Source organism: Capsulimonas corticalis, assembly GCF_003574315.2.
Classification (GTDB): domain Bacteria; phylum Armatimonadota; class Armatimonadia; order Armatimonadales; family Capsulimonadaceae; genus Capsulimonas; species Capsulimonas corticalis.
In genome coordinates, this window is the sequence record NZ_AP025739.1 from 7,496,367 (window position 1) to 7,517,820 (window position 21,454).

General features: G+C 63.0%; 11 protein-coding genes. 5 read left to right on the forward strand and 6 right to left on the reverse strand.

Translation table 11 applies throughout. The features are described 5' to 3' along the window. Positions 1-117: 117 nt before the first annotated feature. A complete protein-coding gene (locus D5261_RS32750; RefSeq protein ID WP_119319811.1) occupies positions 118-2,340 on the reverse strand; it encodes an ATPase, T2SS/T4P/T4SS family in 2,223 nt (740 codons plus the stop codon). Further along, positions 2,337-5,510 (reverse strand): PAS domain S-box protein, encoded by a 3,174-nt coding sequence (locus D5261_RS32755; RefSeq protein ID WP_165863956.1) that lies wholly within the window; start codon positions 5,508-5,510, stop codon positions 2,337-2,339. The genes D5261_RS32750 and D5261_RS32755 overlap by 4 nt, the downstream gene beginning before the upstream one ends. Positions 5,511-5,753: 243 nt before the next feature. Here D5261_RS32755 and aspS point away from each other — a divergent pair, with 243 nt between their 5' ends. From aspS to D5261_RS32775, 4 genes are all read left to right on the forward strand, one after another. Further along, positions 5,754-7,556 carry an aspartate--tRNA ligase gene (gene aspS / locus D5261_RS32760; protein WP_119319813.1) on the forward strand — a complete coding sequence of 601 codons (1,803 nt, stop codon included), beginning with the start codon at positions 5,754-5,756 and terminating at the stop codon, positions 7,554-7,556. A gap of 309 nt (positions 7,557-7,865) precedes the next feature. After that, positions 7,866-11,129 carry a DEAD/DEAH box helicase gene (locus D5261_RS32765; RefSeq protein ID WP_301002375.1) on the forward strand — a complete coding sequence of 1,088 codons (3,264 nt, stop codon included), beginning with the start codon at positions 7,866-7,868 and terminating at the stop codon, positions 11,127-11,129. 133 nt (positions 11,130-11,262) lie between these two features. After that, complete coding sequence (locus tag D5261_RS32770; protein ID WP_119319815.1) at positions 11,263-12,246, forward strand: glycosyl hydrolase family 18 protein; 984 nt, start codon at positions 11,263-11,265, stop codon at positions 12,244-12,246. A gap of 88 nt (positions 12,247-12,334) precedes the next feature. Continuing rightward, a complete protein-coding gene (locus tag D5261_RS32775) occupies positions 12,335-12,928 on the forward strand; it encodes a type II secretion system protein (protein WP_119319816.1) in 594 nt (197 codons plus the stop codon). Between the two features lie 65 nt (positions 12,929-12,993). On the opposite strand, the gene D5261_RS32780 is transcribed toward D5261_RS32775, so the two are convergent. Together D5261_RS32780 and D5261_RS32785 are read right to left on the reverse strand one after the other, a co-directional pair. Further along, positions 12,994-13,782, reverse strand: a complete 789-nt coding sequence (locus D5261_RS32780; RefSeq protein WP_119319817.1) for a prepilin-type N-terminal cleavage/methylation domain-containing protein — start codon at positions 13,780-13,782, stop codon at positions 12,994-12,996. 235 nt (positions 13,783-14,017) lie between these two features. Then, positions 14,018-14,941 (reverse strand): NADP-dependent oxidoreductase, encoded by a 924-nt coding sequence (locus D5261_RS32785; RefSeq protein WP_119319818.1) that lies wholly within the window; start codon positions 14,939-14,941, stop codon positions 14,018-14,020. 117 nt (positions 14,942-15,058) lie between these two features. On the opposite strand from D5261_RS32785, the gene D5261_RS32790 reads away from it, so the two are divergent. Continuing rightward, positions 15,059-15,466, forward strand: a complete 408-nt coding sequence (locus D5261_RS32790; protein WP_119319819.1) for a winged helix-turn-helix transcriptional regulator — start codon at positions 15,059-15,061, stop codon at positions 15,464-15,466. A 17-nt stretch (positions 15,467-15,483) separates the two neighbouring features. On the opposite strand, the gene D5261_RS32795 is transcribed toward D5261_RS32790, so the two are convergent. Together D5261_RS32795 and D5261_RS32800 are read right to left on the reverse strand one after the other, a co-directional pair. Beyond that, positions 15,484-16,296 (reverse strand): VanW family protein, encoded by an 813-nt coding sequence (locus D5261_RS32795; protein ID WP_165863957.1) that lies wholly within the window; start codon positions 16,294-16,296, stop codon positions 15,484-15,486. Between the two features lie 134 nt (positions 16,297-16,430). Continuing rightward, positions 16,431-21,452: an MG2 domain-containing protein gene (locus D5261_RS32800; RefSeq protein WP_119319821.1), complete on the reverse strand. Its 5,022-nt coding sequence runs from the start codon at positions 21,450-21,452 to the stop codon at positions 16,431-16,433. Positions 21,453-21,454 lie beyond the last annotated feature (2 nt).

The following is a 21,454-nucleotide window of genomic DNA, read 5'->3' on the forward strand; positions in this document are numbered from 1 at the left end:
CTCTGAATAACCCTTCCCGTCGGCGGGAGGGGTGGCGCGAAGCGCCGGGGTGGGTTTGCCCCGGAGGCAGGTTTGCAACGGCGCCGGAGGCCAGGGGAGGTCGCCTTGGCGTTGGTCTTACGCCAGCATCTGTAGCCCGGCCATCGCGCTGCGCGTGTGCGCGTCCTCATCATCGTCGCCGATGGAGCTGACTTTGGCGTGGACGTCGCCGATGGTCGTCAGACCCTGCGCGGCTTTTTCGAGGCCGTCGGCGAACATCGTCACCATGCCGCCTCGGATGGCCGCCTGGCGGATGTCCTTGGTGTCGGACGCCTGCATGATCAGCTTGCGGATATCGCGATCCACCGTCAGAACTTCATGCACCGCGAGGCGGCCTTTGGTTCCCTGATTGTCGCATTGCGGGCACCCGGCGGGTTCATAGACGAAGTTAGGCGCGTCGCCGGCGTACTGGGCGGCGGTGGCGGGCTCCACGGGCACTTCGCGGCGGCAGTGCGGGCAGAGGCGGCGCACCAGTCGCTGGGCGATCGAGCCGATCAGAGTCGAGGCGATCAGATACTCAGGAATTCCCATGTCCAGCAGGCGGCTGACCGCGCCGGCGGCTTCGTTGCAGTGCAGCGTGCTCAGCACGAGGTGGCCGGTCAGTGAGGCGCGCATGGCGATCTCGGCGGTCTCGGCGTCGCGGATCTCTCCGACCAGAACGACGTCGGGGTCCTGGCGCAGAATGGCGCGCAGCTGCCGGGCGAAGGTCAGGCCGGCGCGCTCGTTGACGGCGGACTGGCTGATCCCTTCCAGCTCATACTCGATCGGATCCTCGCACGTAATGATATTGCGGCGGCCGGCGACGCCAGGCGACGAGGTGGATTTCAGGGCGTTCAGCGCGGCGTAAAGCGTGGACGTTTTTCCGGAGCCGGTCGGTCCCGTCACCAGGATCAGTCCGTGCGGCTTGTTGATCAAGTCCTGGAAGTCGGCGGCGTTCTTGCCGGTGAAGCCGATCTGCTCCAGGGAAAGGCAGGCGTTGGCGCGGTCCAGGATTCGCATGGCGACGCGCTCGCCGTAGTGCGTGGGCAGCGTCGAGATGCGCAGGTCGATCGGCCGGCCATGGATTCGCAGGGCGATACGGCCGTCGAGCGGAAGCCGGCGCTCGGAGATATCCATGTCCGCCATGATCTTGATGCGCGATGTCGTCGGCGCCAGGAACTGGCGCGGAACGGTGCGGATCGGCTGAAGCCGGCCGTCGATCCGATAAAGGATCTGGAAGTTGCGCTTCTGCGGCTCGATATGGATGTCCGAGGTGCGCCGCGCGACGGCGTCGGCGAACAGCGTGTTGACGAAACGAATGATCGGCGCCTGATCGCTCTGGCGCATCAGCTCCGCCGTATCGATCTCGTCGGCCAGATCTTCGGACAGCAAGTCCGTGGCGGCCGCCTGGATCGAATCCGAAAGGACATCCTCCTGGGCGTCGCTATCCACGCCGTGATACGCCTGCTCGATCGCCTCCATCAGCTCGGGCTTGCTGGCGAGGTACGGCTCGACGCGGCGGCGCGTGGTGCGCTGCACCAGGTCGATCGCCTCAATGTCCCAGGGATTCACCATCGCGAGACGCAGGCGTCCCATCTCCGAGCCTTCGAAGTCCTGGACGGAGAGCGGAAGCATTTGATGGCGGCGGGCGGTGTCGAACGGCACGAGGGCCAGCACGAACGGATCGGGGGTCTCGCGCTCCACAGCGACAAACGGCACATCCATCTGGCGGCTGCGCGCCTGCGTGATATGCGTCTCGGTCACCCACCCATGCGCCAGCAAAATCGCGCCCAGGCGCTCCCGGCTCTGCGTCTGCTCCGTCAGCGCCTGATGCAGCTGCTCGGGCGTGATCACGCCGTGATCCACCAGCAGATTGCCCAGCTGCATGTGCTGCTCGCGCAGTTCGCCGCTCAGACTTTCGAGCTGGCCGGTGTTCAGCTTCAGCTCATCCTTCATCTTCAGGATGCGCTGCGCGACCTCGATGCGGGCGACCAGCTCGGCGGAGTCCAGCGGCTTCACCAAGAAGTCGTCGATCCCGGCGTCCAGCGCCTCCGTGCGGTCCTCGGCGTTGCCTTTGACGGTCAGCAAAATCAGATAGACGTACGGCGCGCCCTCGCGCATCCGGATGCGATGGCAGAGCTCCAGTCCATCCATCTGCGGCATCATCCAGTCGGAAAGGACCAGCCGGAACGCGCCGTTCTGCAGCGCGGTCCACGCCTTGGCGCCGTTTGTCTCCACGGTGACTTCGTGACCCATCCGCTCCAGCGCCTTGCGCAGAACGAGCGCGGAGATCGGATCGTCTTCGGCAATCAAGATTTTCATGCGGCGAGCTCCTGCTCCGGCTGCTTCAATACGGATTCAATCACCGCGCACAGGCGCTCGAACTCCTCGGAGGCCAGCGCGAAATCGGCGTCGGCGTTGGCGAGATCGCCGGCTTTGCCGGCCTGCTCCAAACGCATGGAGACATCGGCCAGCGCATCCGCTCCCAGCGTCCGGCAGCTGCCTTTCAGGGTGTGCGCCTCAAACGAGACGCGCCCGCCGTCCCGGTCCGCGACGGCTGCTTCCAGCCGCCCCAGGATCTCCGGCGTTGCGTCCAGGAACATCTCCAGAACCTCGCGGACCAGATCGGAATCCTCGCCGCAGCTTTCGAAGAGATGGTCCATGCGTAAGATAGAATTCTCGTCATTGTTCATTGTCGATGCATTCATCGTCTTTTCGTTCCTCATCGAGTTACTTCCCCAGCGCGCCAAGGCCGCATAGAGCTCGTCCGGTTTGACCGGCTTTCCAATATAGTCGTCCATTCCGCTCGCCAGGCAGTGTTCGCGATCGCCCTGCATCGTATGCGCGGTCATGGCGACCACGGCCAAACGATCGCCCGTGATCTGCTCCTGGCGGCGCAGACGCCCGACCGCCTCCAGCCCGTCCATCCCCGGCATCTGGACATCCATCAGAACCACATCGTATCGCTTCCGCGAAATGGCGCGAAGCGCCTCGGCGCCGTCGCCCACGGCGTCCGCCGCGCAGCCCCACTTTTCCAGCAGACGCAGCGCGAGCTTGCGATTCACGGCGTTGTCCTCCGCGAGCAGAACCCGCAGGTTCAAGCGGCCCATCGCCGCCGGCGCAATCACCGCCCGCTCCCGCACCTGATCCAAACGGATCAGGCTGAGACGGATCCAGAACGTGCTGCCGGAGCCGGAGACGCTTTCCAGGCCGATCTGTCCGCCCATCAGCTCCGTCAGCTGCCGGCAGATCGTCAGGCCCAGTCCCGTGCCGCCGTATTTGCGGGTGACGCTTCCATCGGCCTGCGTAAAGCTTTCGAACACGGCGGCCTGGCGCTCGGGGGGGATGCCGATGCCGGTATCCCGCACGGAGATTTGCAGATCCGTATGCGATTCCGTGACTTGCAGAGGAACCACCGCGATGGAGACTTCGCCGCGCTCGGTAAATTTGACGGCGTTGCTCACCAGGTTTGTTACGATCTGCCGGATCCGGCCGCCGTCGCCGCGCAGGAAGCTTGGGAACTCCGGCGGCATGGCGTATGTGATCTTCAGCCCCTTCCCCTGCGCGTGCGGCGTCATCAGATCGACGACTTCCTCCAGCACGGAGCGCAGATCGAAGTCCGCCGATTCGATCGTCATCTTTCCGGCTTCGATCTTGCTGAAGTCGAGAATATCGTTGATGATCGTCAGCAGCGCATTGCCGCTATTCTGGATCGTCCGCGCGTAATCCATCTGCTCTTCACTGAGCGGAGTGTCCAGCAGCAGCCCGGTCATGCCGATGACGCCGTTCATGGGCGTGCGGATCTCATGGCTCATGTTGGCCAGAAATTCGGACTTGGCCTGCGTGGACGCCAGCGCCTGATTGCGCGCCTGCGTCAGCTCATCGGTCTGGGCGCGCAGCAGGTCCGCCGTCGCCTCCAGCTCCTCCAACGCCTGTGTCTGTCCCGCCAGCAGCTCGCGCTTTTCTTCGTAATCCGAGACCCGGGAAATGGCTGCGCCCATCAATCCCGCCATCAATTGCAGCGTCTGCAAGTCTCGCGTATTGAAGGCGCGCGGATCGGCCGACGACGCCTTCAATACGCCGATCGTCTGCCGGTCGCGGTGCAGCGGCACGACAATCATGGATCGGATGTTCAGTTTTCGGCAGGCGTCGGCGTTGACCCTAGGATCGACCAGGGCGTCGTCGCACCAGAGCGCCTGATCTTCGCGGACGCATCGTCCCGAGAGGCTCTCGCCTATCTTCAGTCGAAGGCCGACATTGCTCGAAACTGAGCCGCACGCCGCCCGGTAGAACAGTTCATCTCCCTCGGCGAGCTCCACGACGGCGCCATGCGCCCTGGTCAACTCCATGGTGCGCGCGACGATGAGATTGAGCGTTCCGTCAAGTTCAAAGTCCGCCGTCGCGATCTCATACTGCGTTTCGATGATCGACGCCGAGCGCTCCGCGTCGTCGTTCAGGGCCGCCTCGACCCGCCGTCGCTCCGCGATCTCTTCATGCAGCTCCTGATTGATCGCCGCCAGCTCCACGGTGCGGTCATTCACCCGCAGCTCCAGCTCATCGTGCGTGCGGCGCAGGGTCTCTTCCGCCTGCTTGTAGTCGTCGATATCGGTGCAGGTCCCAACCCAGTACAGCACTTCCTTGTCCGGGCCGAGGAATGGGTAGGCCCGTCCGAGATGCCATCGGTACTGGTTGTCCGCCCCGCGCCGCAAGCGGTATTCGACTTCATAGTCGCCGCCGGTTTCAACCGCCCGCGACCAGCGCCTGGCGCAGTTTTCGAAATCGTTGGGGTGGATCACGTCTTTCCAGCCCCAGTCTTTCGTCTGCACGAACGTCATCCCGGTGTAGTCATACCACCGCTGATTGTAATAGTCCAGGTTGCCGTCTGGACGAGAGGTCCAGACGATCTGCGGCATCATATCGGCTAAAAATCGGTACTGCGCTTCGCGCGCCTGGAGCTCGTGATAAAGGTTCTGAAGATCGCGTGTGCGTTCATCGACCCGGGTCTCCAGCTCAAGGTTCTTATACTCAAGGACGACATTGTAGTCCTGAATCTGCTGCGCCTGGGAAGTGATCTTGTCCTCGGCTTGGCGGCGGTCGGTGATATCCCGAACCGTCGTCACACGCGCGCGGCGCCCCCGGTAGCTCAACGTTCGCCCGCGGATCTCCGCGGCGAACGTCGTTCCGTCGCGCCGCGCCATCCGGATCTCGTATGGCGTCTCCATCCCGGCGGCGGCGTTCGCGAGCGCCAGCTCGCGGTCTTCCGGAATGACGAGCATCAACCCCGGCTGACCGATCGCCTCATGTCGCTCGTAGCCCAGAATATCGACGAAGTGGCGGTTGACATCGACAATCCGGCCTTGCTCGCTGATGACGATCGCTTCGTACGACGCGTTTGAGAAGGTGCGGAATCGCGCCAGCGCCGCCAGCGCGGGCCGCGCTTTAGCGCCAAGCAGAGATCGGCCGTGGTTCTGCGACCGCCGTATGCGCTTCAAATTCCGTCCATATATCTCTTGCTGGTTCATAGCGTCCAAAACTGACGACGACGAGCGCGATCCCGGCGCCGTTATCTTTACCTGGTTAGATTGTCGGTTTTTTCGCCGAGAAACTCCAGTCGGATTCCGGCCGCCTCCTTCCGCGCCGCGTGACCGGGCAGGGCGTTTTTTTGGATTAGGGGCGCTCTTCAGGTATACTAGAGCGATATTTGCACGACCAATGGCGGGCGGAGGAGGATCGGAGTGGCGTTTTCAAAACGGACAGTGTCATGCGGGGAAGTGTCGGAAGAACAGGTGGGCCAAGTCGTCACCGTGAACGGCTGGGTGAACCGCAATCGTGATCAGGGCGGGATCGCGTTCCTGGACGTTCGTGACCGGACGGGGATCGTACAGGTGACCGTGGACGGCAGCCAGGCGGCCGACGCGCTGGCCGTGGCGGAGAAGCTGCGGTCGGAGTTCTGCGTCAGCATCACCGGCCCGGTGCGCCGCCGTCCCGAAGGTACGGAGAACGCGAACCTGAAGACCGGAACGGTGGAAGTCGTCGCGCAAACGATCGAGCTCCTGAACCCGGCGAAGACGCCGCCGTTCCCGATCTCCGAGGACAAAGAAGGCAAGGAAGTCGACGAGATGGTGCGCCTGAAGTACCGTTATCTCGACCTGCGCCGGCCGAAGATGTACGAGAAGATGCGTCTGCGGCACGACGTCATCCGGACGATCCGCGAGTTTATGTACGGCCGCGACTTCATCGAAGTCGAGACGCCGATCATGACCAAGTCGTCGCCGGAAGGCGCGCGCGACTACCTGGTCCCCTATCGCCTGGAGCCGGGCCTATTCTACGCCCTTCCCCAGGCGCCGCAGCAGTTCAAGCAGCTGCTGATGGTGGCCGGGTTCGAGCGTTACTTCCAGATCGCCAAGTGCTTCCGAGACGAAGCCCAGCGCGCGGACCGGCAGCCGGAGTTCACGCAGCTCGACCTGGAGATGTCCTATGTGACCCAAGATGATATCTTGGAGCTGATCGAGTCGCTGATGATCCATGTCGTCGAGACCAATTCGACCAAGACGATCACCAAACCATTCGTACGCCTGACGTACGATGAGGCAATCGCACGCTATGGCTCGGACAAGCCCGACCTGCGCTACGGCTTGGAGCTGCAAGACTGCGCCGAAGTCTTGAAAGACACCGAGTTCGTCGTCTTCCGCGGCGCTCTGGACAGCGGCGGTCAGGTCAAACTGATCCGTTACCCTGGAGGCGCGTCGCTTTCGCGCAAAGAGATCGACGATCTTACCCAGATTGCCAAGGACTTCGGCGCCAAGGGCCTCGCGTATCTTCTGGTGACGGAAGAAGGCGTGAAGTCGCCCATCGCGAAGTTCCTGAAGCCCGAGGAAATCGACGGACTGCTCAAGCTCGCCGAAGCGGAGCCGGGCGACATGGTCGCCTTCTCCGCCGACAAGCCCGCCGTCGTCGCGAAGGTGCTGGACCGCCTGCGCCGCGAGATCGCCGCGCGCAAGGGCCTCGCGGACAAGAACACGCTCGCCTTCGGCTGGGTCACGGACTTCCCGGTCTTTGAATGGGACGAGGACGACAAGAAGTGGACCTTCGCACACAACCCGTTCGCGATGCCGCACGAAGAGCATCTGGACCTGCTGGAGAGCGACCCGGCCATCTGCCGCGCCTACTGCTACGATCTGGTCTGCAACGGCCAGGAATCGGCCTCCGGTTCGATCCGTATCCACAAGCGCGACATCCAGGAGCGCATCTTCAAGATGCTGGGCAACACCGACGAGCAGATCACCGCGAAGTTCGGACACATGCTGGACGCCTTCGACTTTGGCGCCCCGCCCCACGGCGGCATCGCGCCGGGCCTTGACCGCCTGATCACGCTCTTAACGGACGACGACAGCATCCGCGAAGTCATCGCCTTCCCGAAAGCCGGCGGCGGCTACGACCCGATGATGGACGCTCCGTCCGAAGTCGAGGAAAAAGCGCTGCGTGAGCTGGGACTGACGATCAAGCGGCCGCCGAAGAAGGACGATAAGGCGGAGTAGAGACTTCGCGAAGTCTTTGTATCAACCTGTTTGAAGTCTTTGTATCAACCTGTTTATTGACCAACGCTCAAAGGCCGGCGGTTGAAACCGCGCCTGCAAGAGCGCAAAAACCCACCTGCGTGGGTTACATTATCGGAGACGTGAGCGTCTGATGTGAGATCACATGAGAGACGCCCCCGTTTCGGATTATGTAGTCCCCGAAGGGGGACTTCTGCGCTATTGCAGGCGCGGTTTTAACCGCCGGTCGTTTTGGCTTTCGCCACGACAACCGTATCCGGCAATGCTGGATCAATCCTATTGGAATTTAAAATGGCAATCGAATGGCTCCCCGCACAATTGACACCCGCCACGCAGTCCCAGACGAAATCCTCCGAAATTCTCAACCTCGAAAGCCTCAGCCCAGGCCGCCTCGCCGGATCGCCCGACCCCGAGTCCTACCGAAAAGGCATTGCTTACTACAATAACGGTCAGGTCCAGCTCTCGCATCTCGACAGCAACGAGGCGGTTCTATACGTCGATGGCTCGCTGCCGGAGCCGTATGAAGTGTGCGTTTGGGTGGACGGCGGCAAGACCTATTTCGACTGCGAATGCCCGGTGGCGCGCGATTTCACCAAGACGATCTGCAAGCACAAAGTCGCGGCGGCGCTTTTTCTCGCCCAGCACTTTGAGACGGAGAAGGCCGGCAAGTGGGAGATGGCGCTTTCCGATGTCCTGACGCCCAAGCAGACTAAGAAGACGCGCACGACGCAGTCGCTGCTGTTCTTTAGCCTCCAATCACGGCGCATGGAGTGGTCGATCGCGGCGTACAGCATCCCCGCCAGCAACTTCACCAGTATCAATATCCACGATCACGCCGCCGTCGCGGCGCAGGTGAAGACGCTGGGGCTTTCCAAGAAGGCGACGGCGATCAAGAATATCAGCGCGACGGCGAAGTATCTGAATGCGACCTCCTCCAGTATTCTCGTCGCGCAGCTGCTCGGCATGAACGAGCAGTATACGTACTACTATTACTACAACGCAAAGCCCCTCGCCCTGGACAAGATCTTCCCGCTGCTTGCCGACTGCATCGTCTTTCGCGGGACCGAGCAGGATCCGCTGCAAAAGCCTCTCAAAATCCTGACCGAGCCGGCGGCGGCGGAACTGGAGCTGCACGCGGCCGCCGAAGGGATGGAGATTCAGCCGGTCATCACGCGCAACGATCGCCCGGAAGCCTTCAATCTCAAAAAGCATGTCATCGTCCATCAGGAGCCGATGTGGCTCCTGGAGGGCGACGCCCTTTATCCCGTGACCGGAACGAGCGATGCGCTGGTCGGCCTGATGAGCGCCACGCGCGAAAAGCCGATCTTTATTCCCAACGCCGAAAAAGACCGTTTCTTCGACGCCTACCTGCCCCAATTGACCGAGCAGGTCCAGGTGCGGGGAGAAATGGTCTCGTGGGAGACACACGATTCGCCGCCGGCGCCGCGCATCTATCTCAATGAAGAAGATCAGCAGATGCGCGCGCAGCTGCGCTTTGGCTACGGCGAGCACGAGATCACGGCGGGCGAGCCGGGCGCGATCGTCACCCGGCGCAAGCCCGGCGAGGCGGCGATGGTCCGCATTCACCGTCATCCGGAGCTGGAAGAAGCCCACTGGCAGCAGATGTCCAAGCATGGCCTTAAGCGCGGTCCCAGCACGGACATCTTCCTGCTGCGCGCCAAAACCGAACCGGTGGACTTCCTGCTGCACCATGTCCCCAAGCTCGCCGAGGCCGGGTTCGATGTCTATGGCGAGGAGCATCTGACCTCCGCGCGCATCAACCGCAACCGCCCGACCATGAACTTCTCGGTGTCGTCGGGGATCGACTGGTTCGATGTCAAGGCTGTCGCGCAGTTTGGCGATCAGGAGGTCCCGCTGTCAGTCATTCGGCAGGCGATGAAGCGGCGCGAGAAGTATATCAAGCTCGCCGACGGCTCCATCGGCGCAATCCCCGAGGACTGGCTGGAGCGATACAAGCACCTCTTCGCCTTCGCCGAAACCACCGAGGACGGCCTGCGGATCGGCAACGATCATATCGCCCTGATCGATCAGCTCCTCGAAGAAGACGAAGCGGCGGTACAGATAGACGTCGAGTTCAACGCGCGCCGCGACCGCCTGCGCGCCTTCTCGGAGATCAAGCCGCACGCGTTGCCCAAAGGCTTTGAAGGCGAGCTGCGGCCATACCAGAAACACGGCTACGACTGGCTGCACTTCCTGCACGACTACGAGCTGGGCGGCTGCCTCGCCGACGACATGGGCATCGGCAAGACCGTCCAGGCGCTGACCTTTTTGCAGTCGCTGGGCGAAAGCGGCCACGCCGAGGCCGCGAGCCTGATCGTGCTGCCTCGTTCGCTCCTGTTCAACTGGGAGCGTGAGGCCGCCAAGTTCACGCCCGGCCTGCGCGTGCTAATGCACAGCGAGAACAGCCGGACCAAGAACACGCACGACTTCGATGAATACGACATCATTCTGACGACCTACGGCGTGATGATGCGCGACATCGAATTTCTACGCAAGTACAAATTCCACTATGTCGTTCTCGATGAAGCTCAGGCGATCAAGAACCCGGCGTCGCAGACCGCCAAGTCCGCGCGCCTTCTCAAAGCCGATCACAAACTGACGCTTACGGGAACGCCGGTCGAAAACTCCACCGTTGAGCTCTGGTCTCAGTTCGCCTTTTTGAATCCGGGCCTCCTGGGAAGCTTCGAGTATTTCCGGGATCAGTTCGCGAACGCCATCGAGCGCAAACAGGACGAACGCAGCGCGGATCTTTTACGCAAAATGGTCTTCCCGTTTATCCTGCGCCGCACCAAGGATCAAGTGGCGACCGAGCTGCCGCCGCGCACAGAGCGGATCCTGACCGCCGAGATGGAGCCCGCCCAGCGCAAGCTTTACAACGAAACGCGCGATAAGTTCCGCGACGAGCTGCTCCAGTTGATCGATACCGGCGGCATGAACAGCGCCCGCATGCGCGTGCTGGAGGCCCTGCTGCGCCTGCGCCAGATCGCCAACCACCCACGCCTGATCGAAGGCGATTCGCCCATCGATTCCGCCAAGTTCGAACTTCTGATCGAGACCCTGGAGACCCTGCGCTCCGAAGGCCACAAGGCCCTGATCTTCTCACAGTTCGTCAAGATGCTCACCCTGGTCCGCGAAGCGCTCGAAGAACGCGACATCCCGTACATGTACCTCGACGGCAAGACCAAGGACCGCCAATCCCGCGTCGACACCTTCCAGGCCGACGACCAGATTCCGTTCTTCCTGATCAGCCTTAAAGCCGGCGGCACCGGCCTCAACCTCACCGCCGCCGACTACGTCATCCACATCGACCCCTGGTGGAACCCCGCCGTCGAACGCCAGGCCACCGACCGCACTCACCGAATCGGCCAGACCAAGCCTGTCTTCGTCTATAAGCTCATCACCCGCGACACCGTGGAAGAGAAGATTCTCGAACTTCAGGACAGAAAGCGCGCCCTCGCCGAACAGCTCATCGCCACCGAAGGTGGGTTCTTCAAGTCACTGACGAAGGAAGATGTGGGATCGCTGCTCGGATGACGTCGGATAGAGACAAACCCTCTCCGGGGTGGGTTTGCCTGGGAGCGGCCACACGAACGCCAAGGCAGGCAGAACAACGGAATCTCGAAAATCCCTTTTCCGGATCCTTTGCCGCCGGGAGAGTTCCATTGTCATGAAGTCCAAACTCACCAAGCACCGTCAACGCATTGGCCTCGCCATCCTCGCCTTCGTCATTCTCATTCTCGCCGACATCTTCCTCTACCCCATGCTCGCGCAGCCGCCCGGCCCCATGCCGACCGCCACGGAGAATGGTCTGTGGCTGCGCTATACGTGGTACTTCGGCGGCGCGCGCGACTACGATGGGCTTGCCCAGCGTCTCCAAGAAGAGAAGATCCGGGACGCGTATTTTCATGTGCGCGGGATCGACGCCGATGGACATCTGCATTTTCGGTATCCCGATCGCGCGCGGCGTCTTACTTCGGAGGTTCACAAACGCTCGCCGGGCGTTCGGGCGATTGCATGGATTTACGCCGGCAATTCGCATGGCGAGGGAAAGGTCGATCTGTCGCGGCCCGAGGTGCGCGCGGCGATGGCTCAGGAGGCGCGGTGGCTGGCAGAGGATTGCGGGTTCGATGGCGTGCAGTGGGATTATGAGATCTGCGCGAACGGCGATCCGCATCTGCTGGAGCTATTGGAAGAAACACGGGCGGCAATGCCGGCGGGGAAGCTGCTTTCCGTGGCGACGCCGCTTTGGTCGCCCATCGCCTCCGAACGCCTGGGGTGGGACGACGCTTATTTCCAGAAAGTCGCGGCGCGGTGCGATCAAATGACCGTAATGGCGTATGACTCCGGACTCTATTCACCCCGCATCTACGTCTGGCTTGTGGCGCAGCAAGTGACGCATGTCACACAGGACGCGGCGGCGGCGAACCCAAGCTGCCGGGTCCTGATCGGCGTTCCCACCTACGCCAAGGGCGGCCTGTCGCACGATCCGCATACCGAGAATATGCGCATGGGGCTGATCGGCGTCCGCACCGGACTCGCCGATCCTCAGACAAAGCAAAGCGCCTTCGCCGGCGTCGCGCCGTTCGCGGACTATACAACGCAGGCGGACGAGTGGCGAACGTACGACGAAATCTGGCGCCGGCGCGATTAGGCGCTCCAGCAAACGACTTCTCCCTGCACCGAAACCCGAGTATAATGCCTGGGTCATTCTCGCTTCTCTAATCACGGAGATCAACACCATGCCGCCCGCCACCTTCAACTGCACCCGCTGTCAAGCGCCGCTGACGCCGGGCTCCACCCAATGTACGAATTGCGGCCTGACATTCGACACGCCCGTCCCGTACGCCGCGGCGCCTGGTTACGCGGCGCCGCCCGCAAAGAAAACCTCGCCCATCGCGATCATTGCGATTATCGGCGCGGTTGGCTGTCTTCCCATGATCGCCATCATGGCCGCCATTCTCTTCCCGGTCTTCGCCAGAGCGCGCGAAAAGGCGCGTGAGGATGTCTCGATGAATAACCTGAGGAGCCTCGGTCTGGCGTCGCTGCAATTCACGCAAGATCATGACGAGAAGCTCCCGCCGCTGGACACCATGGAGCATTTCAAAGCGGCGGTATCGCAGTATATTCCCGCACAAAACGGCCAAGATCTCTACACGGAGCCGGGCGCTAACGTTCCCTACGCGCTAAACGCCAAGATCTCGAAGAAATCGCTGGAGACGTTTTCGGATCCCACCAAGGTCGTGCTGATTCGGGAGGCCGTTCCCCATTCCGACGGAAAGATCGCGACGGTTTATGTGGACGGACATGTGACGCTGGAAACGCCGGGGCCGTAAAAAAATCGCTCTTCATGACTGCGCGGCGTCCATGAAGAGCGATGATCGAAGGCGCTGCGGAGGGATTACAGGCCGAACGTCATTGCAAACCCGGTCATCTTGTTCGTGCCCGCCGCCGTGGGGTTCGTGGGATCCGGGGGCGTGTCCGGTCCGTCGCTAAATCCGGATGAAACCTGCGATGGGCGCAGGTACTTCACATGGCCGTCGGCGGCCAGGAAGTTGGAGCCGTCCGTGTGACGCGGCGCGGAGGTGTAGTTCACATCCTTGATCCCCGGCATCACGCCGGTCGCGAACTTCTCCGTGGTCAGGGTGGATTTACATCCTGGCGTATCGAAGACCGGGCTGCCGTTGAGCGGATAGCCGTTGCCGGCGGCGGAGAACTGGCCGGCGGCGTTCCCGAGCTCGTAGACGTTCTGGAAATCCGAGGAGATCCCTGTCACCTCAAACAGCATCACCGTGCTCGCGGGCGCATTCTGCGCGGTCAGATTGCTGCTGGAGACGACGATGTTCGCGAGATTGAAGTTGTACGCATACGAGATGGCCTGCCCCGCCGTGGGATCGTCCGGGCACTTGCCCATCCCAACGCTCTTGACGTACGGATAAAGCTGCCCCGCCCACCCAATGTAGCAGTCGTACTGCCGGCCATTCGGAAGCTTCTCGTCATTGTCTTGCGAATATTGCATAAAGGCCAGTCCCCATTGCTTTTCGTTCGACGCGCAGGAGATTTGACGGGCCTTCTCACGCGCCTTGGCAAACACGGGAAACAAGATCGCCGCAAGAATTGCGATTATAGCGATAACTACGAGCAATTCAATCAATGTAAAACCGTGATTTCGATTGCCGCCGATAGACATAAAAATTCCTCCTGGTTTGTGACCTGAGCAGATTATAGTATAACTTTCTTCGCGAGTCAAGCAAATTAGGAAAATAAGTTTCTAAATCGATAAAAACGAGCGCCAGATCAATGCTTCTCTGCATCGGTAAGAGAAGCAACAGGAAATCCGCATCAAAAGACGATCCCTTTCGTATTGGTATAACCGATGCGAAGGGGATCGTTCTGGAGTGCTGAGCTCGTCGCCAATGGCGCCGCTATTCCGTGGCGATGAGGACGATTTTGCCTTTGATCGACTGCGTCTTGCTGTCGCGCCACGCGTCGGCCGCCTGGCTAAGCGGGTAGGTTTTCCCGACTCGGACTTTGAGCTTGCCGGAGTCCAGCAATTCGGCCAGCTTCGCCAGGATCTCCTGGGATGGCTTGGTGTCGATCATCACGGCATTCACATTGTGCTTCGCCGCTTCTTCCTGAGATGGGAACTGGTTGAGCGCCACGATCACCCCGCCGGGCTTCAGGACGCCGAAGGAGCGCTGCTGGGTGTTGCCGCCCACGGTGTCGAGCACTGCGTCGGCGTCTTTGACGACCGTCTCAAACGGCGTCGTTTTGTAGTCGATGACTTCGTCCGCTCCCAGCCCGCGCACATATTCGGTATCCGGCCCGGACGCGGTTGCGATCACGTACGCCCCCAGACGATGCGCGAGCTGCACGGCGGCGCTCCCGACCGCGCCGCCGGCGCCATGGATCAAGATGCGCTGTCCCGACACGATCCCCGCCGCGTCCAGCGCCTGCCATGCGGTTTGGGTCACGACGCCCGCGGCCGCCGCTTCCGCATGACTGAGGCTCGCCGGCTTGATCGCGACGGCGCCCGCGTCCACGTTCGCCAGCTCCGCATACGTGCTGTCGGGCGGATCGCCGTAGACGGCGTCGCCGACGCTCAGGCCGGTCACGCCCTCGCCTACCTTCTCAATCACACCGGAGATATCAGAGCCCGGGATCCAGGGAAATGTCAGCGCGAACTCGCTGCGAGCCACGCCGGACGCCCGCAGCGGATCGATCGGATTCAGCGTCGTCGCATGGACGCGGATCTGCACCTGTCCGGCGCCGGGATCGGCCACCGGAACATCCTCTTCCTGAAGCGCTTCCGGTCCGCCATAGTTGTGAATACGTATTGCTTTCGACATGAAGATCTCCTCAAAGGTAGTCGTTTGGAAAAGTTTTCAGTTCCTTTTCGTAACTGAGTTCAGTATGTGCTAAAATGAAAAAAGATACAAGAAGGCATTTTTTGGAGCGTCAGGCACATGCAAGTAACCAACAATCTCCAGGCGATGGGCGACGACGATGTCTGTCCGATTCGGGAGATCCTCGATCGTATCGGCGATAAGTGGTCGGTCCTGGTGATTTCCAACCTCGCGGACGAAACCCTGCGGTTCAATGCGCTGAAGCAGCGGATCACGGGCATCAGCCAGCGGATGCTGACGGAAACCGTGCGCAAGCTGGAGCGCAACGGCATCCTGACGCGGACTGTCTATCCGACCATTCCCCCACGCGTCGAATACTCCCTCACACCGCTCGGACAAACAGTCGTCGGCCCCATCCAAACACTCATCCAATGGGCGGACGGGCACAGCCGCGAGATCCTCGCCGCCCGCGCCGCCTACGACATCGAACAGGAACAGCCCGTCCGCCCCATCCCCACGCCGTACTAACAGCCCCACCGCCGGCGCTACTGCTTCTCCCATCGCACGCGAGAAATCGGGAGATAACTATCCTGCGAGACCAGTTCGCGTCCGGCGACCTCGCCATTCTCGAACCAGGTGCGGTAAACCGCCACCGTCAGGCCGTCCCGCCCGCGCAGACGCCAGCGTGAGCGGCGGCCGCCCGATCCCGGCTCGACCGTCGCCGTGGACGGCGGCTGCCGGCTGACGACCTGTGACGTCAGCACCGCACGAAGCTTCACCGCGATGGGCGTCTCCAGCCGGCAGACGATCCGATCGGCCGACGCCGCGCAGTGAATCGTGATCGGACTTCGATACGGATTGCGGAAGCGCAGATCGGCCGTCGTGTACGCGACGGCGGCGTCGCGCCCCGGCGGCGCGTAGCTGGGCGAGAACGTATGCGCGTGACGCTCCAGAATGGGGCATCCCGCGAGCAGCGCCGCATTGTAAAGCGTAGTGCTCGTTTCGCAGACGCCGCCGCCGTAATCATCGATCAGCGTCCCGTTGTAGCTCACCGGCGCGCGCAGGAACCCCCGATCCGCGCTCCATCCCCGCACCACAGCGTTGAACGAAAAGATCGATCCCGGCGCAATCGTCGCGCCGTCGATCGCCGCCGCCGCCCGCCGCGCGTTGAACGCCTGATGCGGCGTGCGCTGGGAGAGATCCGTCGTATAGGCCGCGAGAACGCCCGCCCGAACGGGCGCGGGCGCGCGGCCGATGAGGAGCCAGAGAATGGCGGCGGCGATGAGAATCAGGGCGAGGGCGGTGAGGTCTGGGGAGAGCCCCTTGGTAGTCGCGAGATGGTGGAGAGAGGCCCTCACCCGGCGCTCCGCGCCACCCTCTCCCAATTCTGGGAGAGGGTTAAGATTTTGGATCAAAGATCCAAATAAAAAACTCCCTCTGACTCCCCCTCTCCCAAAATTGGGAGAGGGGGCCGGGGGGTGAGGGCCTCTCTTCATTCCCCCACCTCAATCCGGCTCGAATTCCCCAGCGCGCGCAGCGTCGGGTCGAACGTTCCCGTCAAAAGCGTCGGCATCACGTCGTATCGGCCCGGCGCGGCGGCGCGCAGGTGGTAGTCGATCTCGTGGCGGCCGCGCGTGAGGCTGCCGATGAAGAAGACGATGCGGTTGTCGCGCACGTCGGTGTAGTCCCACCAGTTATCCCAGGACTCGTTCTGGTCGCCGGAGACTTCCGAAATCGTGCAGCCGGCGGGGATCGGCTCCTCGATGGTCAAGTGCGAGCCGGCGCGCGTGCTGTCGATGATCAGACGCACGAGCAGGGTATCGTCGCGGCGGTAATTGACGTCGGGCGTCGGGACGGTGTCTTCCCAGAGGAAGTTACGGCGCGAGGTCGTCCGCAGAAGCACGCGCTTGACGCGAAATCCGGATGGCGACGGCTGCTGGAGCGCCTTTTCCGGACGGAGCACGCGGTCGCAGACGCGCCGCCAGAAGCCGGGCGCGGGCTGCGGATTGGGCTGCGCGATTTGCTGGCGCAGCTCCAGCGAGTAATAAAGCCGCCCGGTCCCCTCTTTGATCAGGGCGACCTTGTTATCTCCCGGCTGCATCTGAGCGCCGGAAAGTTCGATGATTTGATCGGGCTGATCCACCGAGGGCGGCGTGAAGCGCAGCTGCCGCAGGGGTTTCCCGTTGAGCTGCAGCGTGGCGGTGAAGTCGGGCTGCATCTCGTGGGATTGGGCCAAATAAGCGGTCAACGCGCCGATGGTTTCGGCGGTGGTCTTGGGACACTCCCAGTGATCGCCAGTGCGGTTCGCCATCAGCCAGCGCGCGACGGCGTCGAGCCGCGTGTCGGACGGCGTGATTTCCTGCGCGGCCAGCATTGCCCAGACGGTTGTCACTGCGTCCGGCGGGTTTTGAGCGGAGCCGGCGGAGCTTGGGTGCGGCTGATAAGTCCAGGCGGTGAGCGCGCCGAGACGCGTTCTTCCGGCCCAGAGCTCATTCATCAATTTCGCCGCCTCGGTCTTGTTTCCCAGACGATTGAGGGCCAGAGCGGCGACGGCCAGATCCGGATAAGTCCGGGTTTCGGGACGCTGCGTCCAGCGTTTTTGCAGCAGAGCGAGATCGGCGTCGGCCTCCGTGACGCTTCCCGCGCGCGCCAGCGTCAGAGCCGCGAACGCGACGCCGCTGGGCGACTGGAGGAACGCCAAGTCGGTGGGCTCCGCGCGGAAGTCCCGCCCGAGGCTGGCGGTCGCCTTGACCGCGGCGTCCAGCGCGCTCGCTTTGACCTCGACCCCGGCGTCCTGCGCCAGCTGCATCGACCAGAGCGCGTATGACGTCGTGTTGAGATCGGTCTTCGATGTTTCCCACCAGCCCCACGCGCCCTCATCCTTTTGGAACCGATAAAGACGCAGCAGAGCGCGGCGCGCGCCTTCCGTCAGAGCCGCCCGGCGCTCGGCGGACAGGGGCAGCGCGGGCGCCGCTCCCTGCGACGCCTTGAGCAAAACGGCGTCTCCGACTAAAATACTGGACGTGTCTTCCGCGCTGCCGTAAGGGTAGGCGTCCAGATAATCGGACGCCGGCAGGAGCGAGCCGCTCACCGTCGGCGAGAGATGAATGCGCAGCGTCGTATCCTCGGGAAGCGCCTTCGGATCGAGCGTCACCGTCTTTTCGACCTGGCGCAGGAGGCTGCCGGCCTGCCATGTCGATTGCTGCGCGGCGTGCGGCTGTACGTCCAGCGTCTGCTGCACGCCATCGCTGAGATTGCCGCTCACGGCGGCCGCCTTGAGGGTAATCGTCTGTACGGCGGGAGATGTCACCGGCCATTCGGCGCGCGCGGCGCCGTGCGCGGGCACGGTGATCGTCTGCCGCGACGGCGCGCCGAGCTGCAAGCCAGAGGCGCTGATCATCACTTGCGTCACGGCGGGCGACGCCGTGTTGTTGTTGACGACCGCCAGCAGCGTCGAGCGGTCGCCGGCAATCAGAAACGCCGGGGCTTCCAGACGCACCAGCAGATCTTTGCTCACGACCAGCTCGCAGGTCCCCTCCCCGACCGCCGTTTCGGCGGTATGACCGATACACGTCACGCGCCATGTGGTCAAATTGTCGGGAAACGTGAAGTGGACGGTCGCCGTTCCGGAGGCGTCCGTGCGCACGTCCGGCTCCCAGAACGCGGTGTCCGGGAACTTGCTGCGCAGCTTGACGTTCTGCATTGCGCCCTTGTCCACGTCGCCCAGATAAAGCGGCGCGCAGGAGTAGTCCGTGCTGACGGAATTCCCCTGTTCCGGCTGAAGGGCGCTCAGAATGGTCTCGTCCGAACCTTCGGTGAGCGCGTAGATGCTGCTGTCCACGACCCCGACGGAGACTTCGCCCGGCTGCGACCGCCCCGCATCGTCGGTCGTGTGGACGGTGAGCGTCGCGGCATCGCCCGGATGATAGAGCGCCCGGTCCCCGGTGACCTGCACGCGCAGCGCGCGCCGTGGATCTTCGATCGTCAGCTGCGCCGACCCGGAGCGGAGCTCTTTGTCCTGAAGACAGCAGACGGAAACGGTGACGCCCGGCGCGTACAGGGCGCTGACGGGAATATCCAGCGCGGTCGAGCGGCGCCGCAGCGGCACGGTCCAGGATTCATAGAGCGTGGCGCCCTCCACCGTCACCAGCGCCGTCGGCCCCGGATCCTGGGTGTTGATCAGCACGTGCGCCGTATCGCCCACCTTGTACTTCGCACGGTCCAGGACCACGCCCATTTCTGGATATTGCACGGAAACGTCGTCGTTTTCGCCCGCCACCCAGACGCTCGTTTCGGCGGTGATGGCGTTGCCGCGCTTGTCCCGGGTCTCCACATGCGTCACGAGCAGCCCCGATTGATCGGCGGATAAGGGCAAAGTCGCATCGCCCTGCGCGTCGGTCGTCAGCTGCGACGCGCGTTCGTCCTTCGTGCGCCGCTTGCCGGAAACCCAGCTTTCGTAATAGGTCTTCACGGCGAGCGGCTGGCCGGCGACGGGAGCGGCCGATGGGCCGCGCGCGGAGAGGATGACCGTGACGGGCGTGCGCGGCGCGCAGGCGTACAGCGACGGCGCCAGGGTCAGCGAAAACTCTCCCTGGCCAACGGTAATGGACTCTTCGGCGGTGACGGTCCGTTCGGATTCGTCCGTCACGATGGCGTTGATGTTATAGTTCTGATCGCCCTCGTCCACATCGCCCGTTTGCGTCGGCACGCGGATATGCGCCTGCCCGCGATCGTCGAGCCGGATCTTTCCGTTGATCGTTGGTTCGCCGGACTGGCTTGAGGAATCGTCGCCTTCCGGCAGGCGATACGCCTGCAATCCCCTGGACGCCGCCGGCTCCGCCGCCTTGTAGACGTAGTACTGCACCGTGGCGGATGTGACGGGCGCGCCATGGTAATACGCCGCCGTGACGGTGGCGTCGATCGTATCGCCCCGCACGTAGCGCGGCTTGCTGAAGGTGATCTTGACGCGATATTCGGGCTTGCGGTAGGCGGCGACCACGAAGGTCGTTTCCGTGGTCTGGCCGCCGATCTCCACATGCAGAGAGTATTCGCCGGTCAGCGCCTCCGCGCCGATCTCAACCTTGCCGTTCCACGAGCCCAGTTCGTTCGTCGAAAGCTCCTGGTGACTGATCAGCGTGTCCTGAGCGTCGTGAATATCCACGCGCACCGTCTGATTTTGCGGAATATGGAAATCGGCGTCCGGCGTCACAGAAGCGTCTTTCGCGCCGGCGGCGCCGCCGAACCAGCGGACGATCCCTTTGAAGTAGACCGTCTGCCCCGGACGGTAGATCGGGCGCTCTGTGTAGACGAACGAGCGCATGGCGCCCGCCGAGTAAGCCGCGCCGCCGGAGTCGCCCTCCGGCTGCTCGCCCGACTCCCCGGGACTGTTCAGCTCCATCGAGACCGGCGCCACGGAGTCGCCGTCGCGCGCCACCAGGATCCCTCGGCTTTCGGCGGTCGCTCCCGCGCCGCTCAGATGGCAGAGGCCGTTCGCATCCGTCGCCGCCCGATCGCGCGTGACGGGCGCTTCGAGCCCGTTATCTTCGTAGAGCGTGACGGCTGTTCCCGCGACCGGCAGGCCGCTGGTGATATCGGACACATAAGCCAGCGCCTTGCCGTGATAGGATTTCCGGATCAAGGCGACATGCGTGCTGACGATCCAGTTCACGCCCTGCGTCTCCGAGTTCGCCACGGTCAGTCGATACATTCCGGCGGGAAGCACGCCCAGGCGCAGCTGTTCGTAGAAGTAGCCGCGCTTGCGCGCCGCCACCTCCTGACTCCACTGGCGCACGCGCGTGAACTCGCCTGGCCACGTGTTCTTGGCCTCGACGTCCGCGCCCTGTGGGCCGATCAGCATGCGCGGGCGGCGCGCAAGCACGCCGGACAGATCGACGCGATCCAGAGTCATCGTGACATTGTGGTCGCGGATCTGGCCGCGCAGCCCCAGCGCGATGTCTTCGGCGTTCGTCCAGGTGGAGATCGTGCTGGAAAAGCTGAGTTCGGGCGTGGCGTGTGGCAGATCGACCGAAACGCGCGTCACATCTTCATCGGCGACCGTCACGGGCGTTTCCGCGTCCTCGGAGCCGTCACTCGATGCGTGAACTTTATACTCTCCGGCGGGGACATGCGCCAGCGTGAAGCCGCCATTACCGTCCGAGTGCGTCGAAAGATCCGAACTGCCGGAGGCGTCGCCGGCGTCGCCATCCGCGGCGGCGCCCTGACTCCAGCCGTAGGGCGCCTCCCGACGTCCCAGCGCCCCGACAATCACCTCGCCTCTGGTGTCCGAGTCGTCCGAGTCGCTGCTGTTCGCGCTGTCGACTTTTTCGAGCCAGACGCGCGCCTTCGGGATAAGTGCGCCCGATTCTTTCTCCCGGCACGTTCCGGTGACGGTTCCCGTGTGAGGACCGGCGCTGAGCATGGCGGCGAACAACCCGCCCGCCGCCAGCAGCGCGGCGGCCGCGCCGACCCGCGTCCCGGAGGAGGCCCAACGATTGCGCGAAAATACGATCGCCATGG